This window comes from Rhodococcus sp. ACT016, from assembly GCF_050477185.1.
Classification (GTDB): Bacteria; Actinomycetota; Actinomycetes; order Mycobacteriales; family Mycobacteriaceae; genus Prescottella.
On sequence record NZ_JBEAET010000001.1, the window covers coordinates 1,240,610 to 1,256,346 of the forward strand.

The window sequence follows — 15,737 nt, forward strand, 5'->3', positions numbered from 1 at the left end:
TGGCGCGAGTGAACGCCGAGTTCGGTGTGCAACTCGGCGTGCGCGAGTTGTTCGACGCACCCACGGTCGCGGGGCTCGCGGCCGCGGTCGAGGCGTCCCTGGCGGGCGGTGCCGTCGCGGCTCTGGAAGCGACGTCGCGCCCCGCGCGTATTCCGTTGTCCCCGGCCCAGTCTCGCATGTGGTTCCTCAATCGCTTCGATCCGCGATCCCCGGCGTACAACGTGCCGGTGGCCCTGCGGATGACCGGGGCTCTCGACTGCGAGGCACTCGCTGCGGCGGTCGCCGACATCATCGAGCGACACGAGTCGCTGCGCACGGTGTACCCGGACTCGGCGGACGGTCCGCACCAGCGGATACTGTCGACCGGTGAGGCGCTCGACGAGTTGGCGCTCGACGAGCTGGGTGTCGGGGAGGCCGTCGGATCGGACCTCGCCGACCGCATCCGCGCGGCCGTGTCCGCCGGATTCGACATCACCGCGGAGATCCCGATCGAGGTGACGCTGCTGCGGGAGCGCCCGGACAGCCATGTTCTGGTCGTGGTGGTACACCACATCAGCATCGACGGTTGGTCGATCGACGTGCTCGCTGCCGATCTGGTGCGGGCGTATTCGGCGCGGGCCCAGGGCGAGACGCCGACGTGGTCGCCGCTGCCCGTGCAGTACGCCGACTACGCACTGTGGAAGCGTGAGGTGCTGGGCGCCGAGGACGACCCGCAGTCGCCGGCGGCCCGGCAGATCGCCTTCTGGTCCGCCGAGTTGGCGGGGGCGCCGGAGGTGCTCGAACTGCCCGCCGACCGTATCCGCCCCGCGGCTCCTACCCACGCGGGAGCCAGGGTCGACACCTCGATCAGTGCGGACGTCTACGACGCGGTGTGTGGCCTCGCCCGTCGCGCCAACGCGACGCCGTTCATGGTCCTGCATGCGGCGCTCGCCGTGCTGCTCGCGCGGCTGAGCGGCACCGACGACGTGTCGATCGGCACCCCGGTGGCCGGTCGCGGCGAGCGGCAGCTGGACGACGTCGTGGGCATGTTCGTCAACACTCTGGTGCTGCGCACCGAGATCGACATGTCGACGTCGTTCAGCGAGTTGGTGGGCGAGGTCCGCGGCACCGATCTCGCAGCGTACGCGCACGCGGACGTCCCGTTCGAGCAGCTGGTCGAGGTGATCAGCCCCGCGCGGTCGACCGCGCATCACCCCCTGTTCCAGGTGGTGCTCGCGTACCAGGCCGCCAAGCCGCAGTCCATCTCGCTCGCCGGCGTCGAGATCTCCTCGGAGGAACTCGATTTCGGAATCGCGAAGTTCGATCTGCAGGTCGACGTCGTCGAATGGCACGACGAACACCGCAGCGCGGGTGCGTGGGTTGCGTTCACGTATGCGTGCGATCTGTTCGACGCGGAGACCGTGCAGGGCTTCGCGGACCGGTTCGTGCGGCTGCTCGGTGCCGCGGTCGCGGACCCGGGCGTCCCGGTCGGTGACATCGACCTCCTCGACGCCGGCGAGCGGGCGGTGCAGCTGTCCGACCCGACGGACCCGGTGCCGGTGCGGTTGCTGCCGGACCTGCTCGCGGACGCGGTCGTCGACCGCGCCGCGGTCGTCCTGATTCACGGCGACCGGACGCTGACGTACGGCGAACTCGACGACCGCTCGAACCGGCTGGCGCGGATGCTGATCGGTCAGGGTGTCGGACCCGAGTCGTTCGTCGCGCTCGCCCTGGCGCGTTCGATCGAGTCGGTGTGCGCGGTGTGGGCGGTGGCCAAGACCGGTGCCGCTTTCCTGCCGGTCGACCCGACCTACCCGGCCGAGCGCATCGCCCACATGCTCACCGATTCCGGTGTCCGCGTGGGTATCACCGTCAAGGATGACCTGGACGCGTTGCCCGACACGGTGACGTGGACCGTCCTCGACCACGACCATCTGCCCGCCTCCGGCGCCCCGATTGCCGACGCCGAGCGGGTTCGGCCGCTGCGTCCGGAGAACCCGGCGTACATGATCTACACGTCCGGCTCCACCGGTGTGCCCAAGGGCGTGGTGGTCACGCACGCGGGACTCGCGGCGTTCGTCGCCGAACAGCAGACCCGCTACGGTGTCGATTCGATTTCGCGCACGCTGCATTTCGCGTCGCCCAGCTTCGACGCCTCGATTCTCGAGCTGCTCATGGCGTTCGGGGGAGCGGCGACCGCGGTCGTGGTCCCGGTGGGAGTGTTCGGCGGTGAGGAACTGGCCGCGGTTCTCCGGGACGAGCGGGTGACGCATGCGTTCGTGACACCCGGTGCGCTGGCGACGGTCGACCCCGCGGGGCTCGACGACCTGCGTGTCGTGGTCGTCGGCGGCGACGCCTGCGACGACGCGTTGGTGCGTCGCTGGGCGCCGGGCCGCGCGATGTTCAACGCTTACGGGCCGACCGAGTCGACCATCATGGCCACTCACTACGGACCCATGATTCCCGACGAGACCGTGCTGATCGGAGCGCCGGTGCTGGGCACGGCAGCGCGAGTCCTCGACCGCCGTCTGCACCCGGTCCCGGTCGGGGTCGCCGGCGAACTGTACGTGACCGGCCAGGGCCTCGCCCGCGGCTACCACCGGCGGTCGGCGCTGACTGCGGAGCGGTTCGTGGCGGACCCCTATGCATCCGACGGTTCCCGCATGTACCGCACGGGCGACCTGGTGCGCCGGACGGCGACGGGTGAGTTCGAGTATCTGGGCCGCACCGACTTCCAGGTGAAGGTGCGCGGTCATCGCATCGAGTTGCGGGAGGTGGACGCGGTCCTGGCGTCGCATCCCGCCGTCGAAGTGGCCGTCACCGTCGGGCATCGCAGCGGCGGTGCCGATGCGCTGGTCTCGTACGTCGTGCCGGCCGGCGGGCAACCCGTCGACCCTCGGGACATCGTCGTCCACGCGCGCGGACGGCTCCCCGAATACATGGTGCCGTCGGTCGTCACCGTCGTCGACGCCCTCCCGCTCACCCCGGCGGGGAAGGTCGACACGCGCGCACTGCCCGAACCGGTGTTCCCGACGCGGGAGTTCGTACAGCCGCGCACACAGACCGAGGCGATCGTCGCGGACGTCTTCGCCGACGTTCTCGGGATCGTCGGGGTCGGGGCGGAGGACGATTTCTTCGACCTCGGCGGCAACTCGCTCAGTGCGACGCGCGTCGTGGCACGGGTGAACGAGTTGCGCCGCACCAGGATCGGTGTCAAGGAACTGTTCGACGGGTCCACCGTGGCCGCACTGTCGGCTCGCGTGGATCGGGCCCAGCGTGAGGACGACCGTCCCGCGCTGACCGCAGGTCCGCGCCCACCGCAGCTACCGCTGTCGCTCGCGCAGCAGCGGATGTGGTTCCTCAACCAGTTCGATCCCGCGTCACCGGCCTACAACATCCCGCTGGTGGTGCGGCTCACCGGTGCGCTCGACGTGTCGGCGCTGCAGGCCGCGATCCGCGACGTGCTCGTTCGGCACGAGTCGTTGCGCACGCTGTTCCCGCAGTCGGAGGACGGGCCGCACCAGGTGATCGTGCCCGCCGAGCAGGTCGCGCTCGACCTGGATCCGGTGACTGTGTCCGGCGAGGCCGCGTTGCAGGCCGCGATCGTCGACGTGGTCGCAGGCGGGTTCGACGTCACTGCGGCCGTCCCGGTGCGTGGCCGACTGCTCCAGGTCGCCGCCGACGACGTCGTGCTCGTCCTCGTCGTGCATCACATCAGCGCCGACGGTGTGTCCACACTTCCGCTCGCGCGGGACGTGATGACCGCATACACCCAGCGGGCTCGCGGCGAGGAACCCGACTGGACGCCGCTGGCCGTCCAGTACGCGGACTTCGCGCTGTGGCAGCGGAGGGTCCTCGGCGACGAGGCCGATCCGCGCTCGCTCGCGGCACAGCAGCTCGGTTACTGGAAGGAGCAGCTCGACGGCGCCCCAGCGGTGCTGGAGTTGCCGCTGGACCGTCCGAGGCCTCCGGTCGCGTCGTATCGCGCGGCGCGCGTCGACTTCACGATCGGGCCCGACGTCGCCCGGCGTCTCGAAGAGATCGCCGCGGAGCACACGTCGACGTTGTTCATGGTGCTGCACGCGGGACTGGCGGCCGTGCTCGGCCGGCTCGGCGCCACCACCGACGTGTCGGTGGGCACCCCGATCGCGGGGCGCGGCGAGCGTGCTCTCGACGACCTCGTGGGCATGTTCGTCAATACGCTCGTGCTGCGTACCGAGGTCGATCCGGCCGAGCCGTGGGACCGGTTGCTGCGTCGTGCGCGGTCGGTCGATCTGGCGGCGTTCGCCCAGTCCGATGTTCCGTTCGAACGCGTCGTCGAAGTGGTGGATCCGCCTCGATCGCAGGCATATTCACCGCTGTTCCAAGTGGCACTGTCGGTCCAGAATCACGGCGAGGCGGTCCTCGAGCTTCCCGGCGTGACGGCAACCGTCGTCGATCCCGGTGCTGACGTCGCGAAGTTCGACCTCGAGTTCACGCTCCGCGCTTCGGCGTCCGCGGGACTTCTCGGGTCGCTCAGTTACGCGTCGGATCTGTTCGACCCCGAGACCGCAGCCGGTATCGCCGACAAGCTGGTGCGTGCGCTCGCTCAGGTCGCCGCCGATCCGTCCGTGCCGGTCGGGGACATCGACCTGCTCGACGACCACGACCGGGCTCTCGTCTCCGCGGCCCCGGTGCCGCTGACCGTCGCCCCGCGAACGATGGCGGAGATCCTCACTGCCGGTGCGGCATCCGCGCCCGAGGCGGTGGCGATCCACGGCGATGGCCTGGCTCTCACCTACGCCGAGCTCGACGCGCGGTCGAACCGGCTGGCCCGGGTGCTCTTCGGGCGGGGTGTCGGCCGGGAGCAGTTCGTCGCATTGTCGTTCCCCCGCTCGGTCGATTCGATCGTCGCCATGTGGGCGGTCGTCAAGACCGGTGCCGCATTCGTCCCGGTCGACCCGGCGCACCCGGCAGACCGCATCCGGCACATGCTCACGGACTCGGGTGCCGGCGTGGGGCTCACGACAGCGACCGTCGTCGACCGACTGCCGACGTCGACGCGGTGGCTGGTACTCGATTCCGACGAGCTGGAACGCGACTGCGCCCAGCGGTCGGACGCCGCCGTCACCGATCACGAGCGCGGCGGGCCGATCGTCCTCACCAACGCCGCGTACATGATCTACACGTCCGGCTCCACCGGTCTGCCCAAGGGCGTGGTCGTCGAGCACACCGGCCTGGTGTCGTTCTGTGCCGACGCCCGGGCGGAGCTGGCGCTGTCGCGACACTCGCGGGTGCTGCGGTTCTCGTCGTCGAGCTTCGACGCGTCGGTGTTCGAGATGTTGGCCGGTTTCAGTGTCGGTGCCACCCTCGTGGTGGTGCCGCCGGCGGTGATCGGCGGGCACGAGCTCGGCGAGGTGATCCGCGAGCAGCGGGTCACCCACATCCTCACGGCCCCGGCCGCGCTGGGCACCGTCGACACCGACGGCCTCGACTCGCTCGAGATGGTGATGGTCGGCGGCGACGTGTGCCCCCCGGAGTTGGTCGAGCGGTTCGCGCCCGGCCGCCGGTTCTTCAACAGCTACGGCCCCACCGAGACGACGATCATCATCACGATGACCGAGCCGCTGTCGGTCGGCGAACGGATCACGATCGGCACCCCGATTGCCGGTGCCCGGGCCACGATCCTCGACTCGCGTCTGCGCCCGGTGCCCGTCGGGGTGATCGGTGAGCTGTACCTGTCCGGTCCGGGTGTCGCCCGCGGCTACCACCGACGGGCGGGGCTGACCGCGTCGCGGTTCGTCGCCGGGCCCGGCGGCGAGCGCCTCTACCGCACCGGCGATCTCGTCCGGCGCACCCGCGACGGCCTGCTCGACTTCGTCGGCCGCGTCGATTCGCAGGTGCAGCTGCGCGGCCTGCGCATCGAACTCGGCGAGATCGAGGCCGCGCTCGTCGGCTGCCCCGACGTCGCGCAATCGGTGGTGGTGCTGCACAGCGACACTCGCACCGGCGACCATCTCGTCGGCTACGTGGTTCCCGAGCGGGGGACATCCCTCGATCCGGACGACCTGCGTGAGCGGATCGCTTCCTCGCTGCCGGCCTACATGGTGCCGACGCAGATCGTGGTGCTGGACCGGCTCCCGGTGACGGCGGGCGGCAAGCTCGATCGACGGGCGCTGCCGGTGCCCGACTTCGTCTCGACCCGCGAGTTCCGGGCTGCCTCGAATCCGGTGGAGGAGAAGGTCGTCGACGTGTTCGCCGAGCTGCTCGGGCTGGAGCGAGTATCGGTGGACGACAGCTTCTTCGACCTGGGCGGCAACTCGTTGCTGGCGACCCGGCTCATCGCTCGCGTCAACGCGGTGCTCGGGACCGCGCTCGGCATCCGTGAGCTGTTCGAGTACCCCACGGCTGCGGCGCTGGCCGCACGGGCCGAGTCGGCGCGTAGCGCAACCGGTCCGGAACTGGGCACGCTCGCGCGACCGGAGCTGATTCCGCTCTCGCTCGCCCAGCAGCGGATGTGGTTCCTGAACCGGTTCGATCCGACGTCGGGGGCCGAGAACCTCCCGATTGCCCTGCGGCTGTCCGGAGCCCTCGACGTCGCCGCGATGCATGCCGCGATCGCCGCGACCGTCGAGCGGCACGAGGCGCTGCGCACGGTCTACCCCGATTTGCCGGACGGACCGCACCAGGTGATCGTTACTGCCGCCCAGGCGCTTCCGGCACTGGCCCCGGTGACGGTCGACGAGGGCGAGATCCTGCCCACCGTGGTCGGGCTCGCGAGCGCCGGATTCGATGTCACCACCGAGGCGCCGCTGCGGGTCGCGCTGCTGCGGGTCGGACCCGACGATCACGTGCTCGTGCTCGTCGTGCACCACATCTCCGCCGACGGATTCTCGGTGGCTCCGCTGGCGCGGGACGTGATGGTCGCCTACTCGGCGTTCCGTCAGGGCCTCGATCCGTCGTGGGCGCCGCTGCCGGTGCAGTACGCCGACTACAGCGTGTGGCAGCGGGCCGTCCTCGGTGACGAGGAGGACCGCGAGTCCGTCGCCTCCCGCCAGATCACCTATTGGTCGGACACCCTCGCGGACCTGCCGGACCAGCTGGATCTGCCGACCGACCATCCGCGTCCGGCCGTGCAGTCGTACCGCGGGCAGACGCACGCCTTCACGCTCGACGCGTCGCTGCACCGCGCGCTGCTCGGTCTCGCCCGTCGGCAGGGTACGACGCTGTTCATGGTCGTGCACGCCGCGTTCGCGGCCCTGTTGAGCCGGCTCAGCGGTACCTCGGACATCACGATCGGCACCCCGATCGCCGGGCGCGGCGAGCAGGCGCTCGACGATGTGGTCGGCATGTTCGTCAACACCCTCGCACTGCGGACGGACGTGCGCGGGGACGCCACGTTCGCGGACCTGCTGGACCGCGTGCGCAGCACCGACCTGGCGGCGTTCGCCCACGCGGACGTGCCGTTCGAGCGGATCGTCGAGGTGCTCGACCCGGAACGCTCCACCGCTCGACATCCGCTGTTCCAGGTGGCGCTGTCGTTCCAGAATCTCGGCCGCACCCGGTTCGAGCTGCCTGGTTTCGACGTCGACGTCGTCGACCCGGGATTCGAGCCCGCCAAGTTCGATCTGCACCTCACGCTCGTCGACCACCGCGGCGACGACGGCGAACCGGCCGACATCGCCGCGTCGTTCACCTACGCCGCGGACCTGTTCGACGAATCGACCGTCGCCCGTTTCGGGCACCGGTTCGAACGCCTGCTGCGCGCCGTCGTCGCCGACCGCCGTGCGGTGGTCGGGGACATCGACCTGCAGGGCGAGGCGGAGCGACGCGCGGTGCTGGTCGACTGGAACGCCACCCGGCACGCGGTGCCGGCGGTGACGCTCTCCGACCTGTTCGCGGAGCGGGTGCGTGCCACGCCGGACGCGGTGGCGGTGGTCGTCGAGGACCGCGAACTCACGTACGCCGAGTTCGACGGTCTCGCGAATCGTCTCGCCCGGGAGCTGATCTCGCGTGGAGTGGGAGCCGAGACCCGCGTCGCCCTTGCGATCCGACGGTCGCTCGAGCTGCTGGTCGCGATGTACGCGGTCACCAAGTCCGGTGGCACGTACGTCCCGATCGACCCGGACCATCCCGCCGAGCGGATCGAGTACGTACTCGAATCGGCCGCTCCCGCGGTCGTTCTCACCACGAGCGGGGAATCGGTCCCCGTTCCAGCGACCGCCCAGCGGCTGGACGTCGACACCGTCGACCTCGGCGGGCACCGGTCCGACCCGATCACCGACGCGGAACGGCTTGCGCCACTGCGTGCGGAGAACACCGCGTACGTCATCTACACGTCCGGATCGACGGGCCGGCCCAAGGGTGTCGCGGTGCCGCACGCGGCGATCGTCAACCAACTGCTCTGGAAGCAGGCACAGTTCGGGCTCGACGGCACCGACGCGGTGCTGCTCCGGACGGCGGCGACGTTCGATCTGTCGGTGTGGGAGTTCTGGTGGGCACTCACCGCCGGCGCCCGGCTGGTGGTGGCGAAGGTAGGCGGCGAGCAGGACCCGGCGTACCTGGCCCGGTTGATCCGCGAGCACCGGGTCACCACGGTGCACTTCGTGCCGTCGCTGCTCACGGCCTTCCTGGCCTCGGTGGGTGACGAGCCGCTCGACGCGCTGCGCCGGGTGATCTGCATCGGCGAGGCCCTGCCCGCCGACGTGGTTCGCAGGTTCGGCGAGGTGAGCGATGCCCCGGTGTTCAACCTGTACGGGCCGACCGAGGCCGCCGTGAGCGTCACCCATCACGAGTGCGGGCCCGACGACGGCCCGTCCGTGCCCATCGGTGTGCCGGAGTGGAACACCCGGGTGTACGTGCTCGACGCGCGGCTGCAGCCGGTGCCGATCGGGGTGCCCGGAGAGCTGTACCTCGCGGGTGTCCAGCTCGCCCGCGGATACGTCGGACGCGCCGATATGACGTCCGACCGGTTCGTCGCCGACCCGTTCGGCGAACCCGGTGCGCGCATGTACCGCACCGGCGACCTGGTCCGCTGGGTGTCGCGCGGGTCGGGCGGCGTCCTGGATTACCTGGGCCGCACCGACTTCCAGGTGAAGCTCCGCGGGTTCCGGATCGAGCTCGGCGAGATCGAGACGGCACTGGCGGCGCACCCCGACGTCGATCGTTCGGTGGTGACGGTGCAGCGTGCGCCCGGCGGTGCCGAGCACCTCGTCGGCTACGCGGTGCCGCGGCCCGGCGCCTCGCCCGACGTCGCTGGGCTGCTCGCGTTCGTGGCCGAGCGGGTGCCGCGATACATGGTGCCGTCCACCGTCGTCTTGCTGGACGAGCTGCCGCTCGGCGTCACCGGCAAGCTCGATCGACGGGCACTGCCGGTGCCGGAGTTCATCGGCAGCAGCGGTTTCCGCGAGCCCGCCACCGCCACCGAGGAGATCGTCGCGGGCATTTTCGCGGACCTCACCGGTGGCGCCCGGGTGGGCGCCGACGACAGCTTCTTCGAAGTCGGCGGCAACTCGTTGTCGGCGACCCGCGCGACGGCACGGATCAACGAGGCGTTCGGGACCGCGCTGACGGTCCGCGAGTTCTTCGAAGTGCCCACTGTGGCGGACTTGGCGTCGCGGGTGGACGCGCAGGCCGGGCTCGACCGGCCGCGGCTGACGGCGTCGGAGCGTCCGGCGCGGATCCCGTTGGCGCCGGCCCAGGAACGGATCTGGACCGACAACCAGCGCACCCGCGGCGGCGAGTGGAACATCCCGTTTGCGCTGCGGCTGCGCGGGGCGATCGACCCCGCGGTGCTCCAGGCCGCGGCCGGCGATGTCGTCGCGCGGCACGAATCGCTGCGGACCCTCTACCCGGACACCACAGACGGCCCCGTCCAGGTGGTGGTGCCCTCGGAGGACGCGGTTCCGGAGGTGGACGTCGTCGAGGCCGCTCCGCATGACCTCGATTCCGCGCTGAACACCTTCCTGTGGGGCGACTTCGATGTCACCACCCAGTTACCGATGCGGATGCGGCTGTTCCGGGTCGGGCCGGACGATTACGTGCTGGCGGTTGTGGTGCACCACATCTCGGCGGACGGGTTCAGCGTCGGCCCGCTCGCCCGGGACGTCGTGGTCGCCTACGCGGCGCGGGCGATGGGCGTCGAACCGCAGTGGGAACCGCTGCCGGTGCAGTACGCGGACTACGCGGTGTGGAAGCACATGCTGCTGGGCGAGTTCGACGATCCGGCGAGCGAGGCACACCGCCAGATGGACTACTGGACCCGTGCGCTCGCCGCGCGGCCCGAGATGCTGGACTTCCCGACCGATCGGCCCCGCCCCGCGGTGCGCCCGACGGCCGGTGCGGCCGTGCCGGTGCACCTCGACGCGGACACCCACGCGGCGCTCGTCTCGCTGGCCCGCGAATGCGGCGCAAGCCTGTTCATGGTGTTGCAGGCTGCGTTCGCCCTGTGCGTCAGCCGGTTCGCGGACGACAAGGACGTCACGGTCGCCACGTCGATCGCGGGCCGCGGTGAGCCCGAGCTCGACGACATGGTCGGCAACTTCTCGGACGACGTGCTGATGCGTGTGGTCGTGGATGACGCTGACACGGTCGCCGACCTGGTCGCGGCCGTCCGATCGGCGGCACTGGGTGCGTACGCGCATCCGGACGTGTCGAATCCGCGCCTCGAGCGGGCGCTCGGGCTCGATCCAGGGGTGCCCTGGAATCCGTTGTTCCAGGTGACGCTGATCCTGCAGCGGGCCGCCGATGGGATGGCGGCCGAGTTCCCGGGACTGGCGATCGAACCGCACCCGGTGCCGACGACGGTCGCGAAGCACGAACTCGAGTTCAGTCTGAACGACCACTACGACTCGCTCGGCGTGCCGACCGGCGTCACCGGTGGTTTGCTGTACCAGACGGCGCTGTTCGACGAGCCGACCGCCCAAGGCTTCGTGCGACGGTTCGTAGCGGTGCTGCGCGCTATGTCTGCAGATGCCTCCGCGCCGATCGGGAGGCTCGACGAGTAGGGGAGTCTAGGTGGCGGAACGGGAGAGCCTGCGGGCGGCGCGACGGACGTTCGGAACCCCGACGGGGATCTCGGTGGTCATCGCCGCCCACAACGCGATCCCGGATATCGACGTCCAACTCGAGGCCCTCGCGCGTCAGGACTACGACGGCGAGTTCGAGGTGGTGGTGAGCGACAACCAGGGTAGCGCCGAGCTGCGCCACCACCTCGAGCACCACCCGCTGCGGGAGCGTCTGGGGCTGCGGTGGGTGGACTCGAGTGCCGTCGCCGGGACGTCGCACGCGCGCAACATCGGCACGCGGGCCACCTGCAACGAGTTCGTCGCCTACTGCGACCAGGACGACGCCGTCTACCCGGGATGGCTGACCGCGATGACCGTCACTGCGAAGGACTACGGCATCGTCGGCGGTCTGCTCGAGCGCGACACCCTCAACGACCCGGTGGTCGCGCAGTGGCGGGCGCTCCCGCCGCCCGAGAAGCTGCCGCTCATGGCCCACTTCCTGCCGAGCACGTTCGGGTGCAACCTGGGCATCTGGCGTTCGGTGTTCGACGAGATCGGAGGCTGGGACGACACCTATCCCACCGCCGGTGGCGACGTCGACTTCTGCTGGCGCGCCCAGTTGCGCGGGTACGACCTCGGTTACAACCCGGAAGCCCTTGTCGCGTACCGGTATCGGACCACACGTCGCGAGATGTTCGACCAGGCGGTCGAGTACAACATGGCGGAGGCGCGGCTGGCGAAGCAGTATGCGGCCCAGGGTGCCCGCGGCGCCAATCCGTTGATCCTCTTCGGCTACCTCGGCTTGCTGCTGTTTCGGCTGCCGGCGCTTCCGTGGAACTGGCCGGTCGGGCGCCGGGGCCAGTGGTACTGGGTGGCCGGGGCCGTCACGGGCCGGATCCGGGGCAGCGTCGAGCAGCGCCACCTGTACCTGTAGTCATCACACGTAGAGCGTCCGGTGCCGGATGCTGCCGCGGATGCGGCCGGCGAACCCGGCCAGGTAGCCGACCCATGCCCCGGTCGGCAGCTTCGTGATGCTCTGGGGGAGAAGTGGGTTCCGCAACAGGAGCAGGATCGGCATGGCGACGGCGAGGACAGGGCTGCGTCGGCGGTGACCGCGGTCGCGGTACTGCACGTAGATGCCGACATCGGACTGGGCCCACGCGTACTGCTGACTCCACAGTCCCCGGTACGACGACTGCACCCGGTAGGCCATCATCGCCTTCGATGCGTGTCCGAAGGTGAATCCGGCCAGTTGGATTCGCAGGCAGTAGTCCACGTCCTGAGATCCGCGCACGTACTTCGTGTCCCACGGGCCGACCGCGTCGGCCGTCGAACGCCACATTCCCAGGTTGCAGCTCCCGGCCACGGGGAACAACCCGGGCAGCTCGGTTCGCCGGTCCGGTGGATTGACCGGTGTCCACGAGGCCGCCTCGGCCGAGTTGAGGGTGGCGGTCTCCACCGGGCCGCTCACCGCGTCGAAGTCGGCCGCTCGATCGACGAGTTCGCGCAGCCACTGCGGATGGGCCTGGTCGTCGGCATCGCAGTAGGCGATGAAGTCTCCCTCGGCCGCAGCGGTGCCGAGGTTGCGGGCGTGGGACGGTCCCCGGGTGCCGGACGCGTCGACGTAGCGAAGTCGCAGCCGCTCGGCCAGCGGGTGATCGGCAAGATGGTCCCGCAGGGCGTCCGTGGAACCGTTGTCGCTCACCACGACCTCGAAGGGATCCGGGTAGTCCTGTGCGGCGAGCGCGGTGAGCTGGACGTCGATCAGGTGTGCGACGTTGTAGGCCGGAATGACGACCGACACCAGTTCGGGTGAGCGTGCCTGCACGTGTTCTCCTCCTCGGTGGGTCCTACCGCGATGCCTCAAACGTAGAACACATCGAACTCTCGGCTGCCTGCGACGCGCCCAGCCAGGCCACTTACGTGCCAGAGCCATTGCCCGCGTGGAAGTCTCGTCAGGGTGGTGGGCAGCAGGGGATTGCGGATCACGATCAGGACGAGCAGCAGGACGAGATACGGAACGGGGCGTCCCGACATGCACGTCGACCGGTGGTCGCGGTACAGCTGCGCCTCGCCGCGGCCGTAGGCGAACGACTGACGGCAGAGCGAGCGGAGGTTGTCGCGGAGACGGTAATCCACCACAGCCTGCGGCTCCCAGCCCAGCGAGTAGCCGCGCAACTGCAGGCGCCAGCTGAACTCCATGTCCTCGAGGGCGTACACGTAGGCGGTGTTCCATCCACCGACCCGGTCGAACACCTCGCGCCAGACCCCCATGTTCCCGCCGCCGCCCCACGGGAGGCGGGCGTTCGTCGACGTGGGTTGGGTCGACACGTCCGACAGCGGCCGCCACGCCACGGCGCGTGCGCTCGACAGCGGACGCCCGTCGAGGCTGCCGGCCACGGCGTCGAAACGCGCTGCGGCCGAGGACAGATGGCGCAACCAGTCCGCGTGAACGCGATCGTCGGCATCGCAGAATGCGACGAAATCGCCGGTGGACGCAGCGACGCCGACGTTGCGGGCGTGGCTGACCCCACGCGTATCCGACGCGTCCACCCACGAGAGCTGCAGTCGGTCCCGCAGTGGATGCGTCTTCACGTGTTTCTCGAGCCCGTCGGTCGATCCGTTGTCCGCGACGACCACCTCGAACGCGCCGTCGTAGTTCTGCTGGGCGAGCGCATTGAGCTGAACGTCGATGATTCCGTGGACGTCTCGGGCAGCGATCACGACCGAGATCAGCGCGGGCGTCCCGCGCATCGGATCAGGCATGGAGGTACCGATGTCGCGCGTCGCCTGTCATGTGGTCGTAGGCGCACCCGCCGGTGGATCCGGTGTGGTCGACGACTATTGCGATCGCGGACTCGGAACCAGGATGCACGGCGCAATCGTATTGCAGACCTTGGAACTTCGCGCGGAAGGCAGTTCGGCACACCTGAACGATCGTCCAGGTCTGGGAGCTGTGTGCCGCTCCCGTCGCGCTACGGGTTCGCCCCGACAGCTGCGACGAGAGCGGGCAGTCCGACGGCCGCTGTCGTGCGCCACGAATGGTGGACGAGGGGGCTCAGGTCGGTTGCCTCCGGGTTGATCTCGATCACCGTGGCGCCCGACTCGACGGCGCGCCGCGGTAGCCCTGCGGCCGGATACACCACCGCGGACGTGCCGACGACCACCATCAGGTCGCATGCGTCGACGGCGTCCGCGGCTCGCGTCCAGGCGTCCTCCGGTAGCGCCTCGCCGAACCAGACCGCACCCGGCCGCACGTCACCACCGCAGCGCGCGCACGCCGGCGGAGCCACCGGGCCGGTGGGCTCGACGTCGAGGCCGCCGTCCGACGGATGCGGGGCGGAGCAGACGCTGCACCGCGGTGTGAAGAGGCTGCCGTGCAGGTGGGCGGCGACCTCGCTGCCCGCCCGCTCGTGCAGATCGTCCACGTTCTGGGTGACGAGCGTCATCGGAACCCGCCGCGCCCACGCGGCCAGTGCCCGGTGGCCGTCGTTCGGCTGTACGTGTCGGACCAGTCCGGTCCGCCACTGGTACCACGCCCACACCAGGGCCGGGTCGGTCTCCCACGCCTGTGGGGTCGCCAGCTCGGCGGGATCGAAGCGTTCCCACAGGCCGGTCTGGGCGTCGCGAAACGTCGGCACCCCGCTCTCCGCGGACATCCCGGCCCCGCTGAACACCACGACACGGCGCGCGGCGCGGGCTGCCTCGAGGAGTGCCGGGTCGACTGCGATCTGGTCCATGCCGTCGATTGTGCGCGTAACCCGGGCGTCGGGCCGCACCCACGCGAGCTGCGGCGCTCCGATCGGGTTGAATTGACCCATGCCAACCTGTGCGCGGATCCGATGACCGGCGAGCTGTTGCCGCACCCCGGAACGGGTGAGCTGTTCGCTTCCCCGGTGCCGCCCGGTGCCGGGTGGCCGGGTGATCCGGCGACCGCGGAGACACCCGTCGCGCATTCCGCGCAGGACGTCGTCGCGGGAGCCGCGGCGGCGGTGAACCTCGCCGAACTCGACGCCCGGATCAGCGTGTGCCGCGCCTGCCCGCGGCTGGTCGACTGGCGTGAGCAGTCGGCGGAGGTCAAGCGTCGCTCGTTCGCCGATCAGCCCTACTGGGGTCGGCCGCTCGTGGGATTCGGTGACACCCTTCCCAAACTGCTGATCATGGGGTTGGCCCCCGCCGCGAACGGCGGCAACCGCACGGGCCGGATGTTCACCGGTGATCAGGCCGGCGACTGGCTGTTCCGGTCGCTGCACCGCGCGGGCATCGCGAACAAGCCGACCGCCGAATACGCCGGGGACGGGCAGAAGCTGTTCGGCGCGCGGATGATCTCGGCCGTGCGGTGCGCGCCACCGAACAACAAGCCGAGTATCGAAGAACGAGACTGCTGCGCCGGCTGGCTGGACGCCGAACTCGCCGACCTCCTGCCGTGGGTGCGGGCCGTCATCGCCCTCGGGTCCTTCGGCTGGGACGCCACGCTCAGTGCGGTCCGGCGGGCCGGGGGCACCGTGCCCACCCCCAAGCCGAAGTTCGGGCACGGTGAGGTCGCGGTCCTGCACACGGCAGCCGGCAAGCCGCTCAACGTGATCGGCTGCTACCACCCGAGCCAGCAGAACACCTTCACCGGCAAGCTCACCGAGAAGATGCTCGACGACGTCGTCGCCCGCGGCAAGGACCTGGCAGGGCTCGGCTGGGGTTGCGGCGGCTCGGGGCGCTGACCACCGGGCGGCTCGCCGATTGGGCGTCCTCTCAGTGGGACGAACGCTTGATGACCCC

At 70.3% G+C, this 15,737-nt stretch carries 6 protein-coding genes (1 of these 6 cut by a window edge); 3 read left to right on the forward strand and 3 right to left on the reverse strand.

Going from position 1 to position 15,737, the window contains the following annotated elements; all coding sequences use genetic code 11:
* Both ACQ5DX_RS05810 and ACQ5DX_RS05815 read left to right on the forward strand, forming a co-directional pair.
* Positions 1-10,964: the end of a non-ribosomal peptide synthase/polyketide synthase gene (locus ACQ5DX_RS05810; RefSeq protein WP_430331721.1), read on the forward strand. The gene continues 17,197 nt to the left of window position 1, outside the view; only the last 10,964 of its 28,161 coding nucleotides appear in the window; the start codon falls outside the window, past its left edge; its stop codon occupies positions 10,962-10,964.
* A 10-nt stretch (positions 10,965-10,974) separates the two neighbouring features.
* Entirely contained in the window at positions 10,975-11,898 is a 924-nt protein-coding gene (locus tag ACQ5DX_RS05815; protein ID WP_430331722.1) for a glycosyltransferase family 2 protein, read from the forward strand.
* Positions 11,899-11,901: 3 nt separating this feature from the next.
* Here the strand turns inward: ACQ5DX_RS05815 and ACQ5DX_RS05820 are convergent, their stop codons facing one another.
* The 3 genes from ACQ5DX_RS05820 to ACQ5DX_RS05830 form a co-directional block, all read right to left on the reverse strand.
* Positions 11,902-12,792, reverse strand: a complete 891-nt coding sequence (locus tag ACQ5DX_RS05820) for a glycosyltransferase (protein ID WP_430331723.1) — start codon at positions 12,790-12,792, stop codon at positions 11,902-11,904.
* 35 nt (positions 12,793-12,827) lie between these two features.
* Positions 12,828-13,730 carry a glycosyltransferase gene (locus tag ACQ5DX_RS05825; RefSeq protein WP_430331724.1) on the reverse strand — a complete coding sequence of 301 codons (903 nt, stop codon included), beginning with the start codon at positions 13,728-13,730 and terminating at the stop codon, positions 12,828-12,830.
* A gap of 209 nt (positions 13,731-13,939) precedes the next feature.
* Entirely contained in the window at positions 13,940-14,704 is a 765-nt protein-coding gene (locus tag ACQ5DX_RS05830) for an SIR2 family NAD-dependent protein deacylase (RefSeq protein WP_430331725.1), read from the reverse strand.
* Positions 14,705-14,806: 102 nt separating this feature from the next.
* On the opposite strand from ACQ5DX_RS05830, the gene ACQ5DX_RS05835 reads away from it, so the two are divergent.
* A complete protein-coding gene (locus ACQ5DX_RS05835; RefSeq protein WP_430335557.1) occupies positions 14,807-15,679 on the forward strand; it encodes a uracil-DNA glycosylase in 873 nt (290 codons plus the stop codon).
* Positions 15,680-15,737 lie beyond the last annotated feature (58 nt).

Excerpts from the sequence above, each read along its gene's own strand:
- ACQ5DX_RS05835 (WP_430335557.1), top strand. The coding sequence starts at position 14,807 with ATGACCGGCGAGCTGTTGCCGCACCCCGGAACGGGTGAGCTGTTCGCT.
- ACQ5DX_RS05830 (WP_430331725.1), bottom strand. The coding sequence starts at position 14,704 with ATGGACCAGATCGCAGTCGACCCGGCACTCCTCGAGGCAGCCCGCGCC.
- ACQ5DX_RS05825 (WP_430331724.1), bottom strand. The coding sequence starts at position 13,730 with ATGCCTGATCCGATGCGCGGGACGCCCGCGCTGATCTCGGTCGTGATC.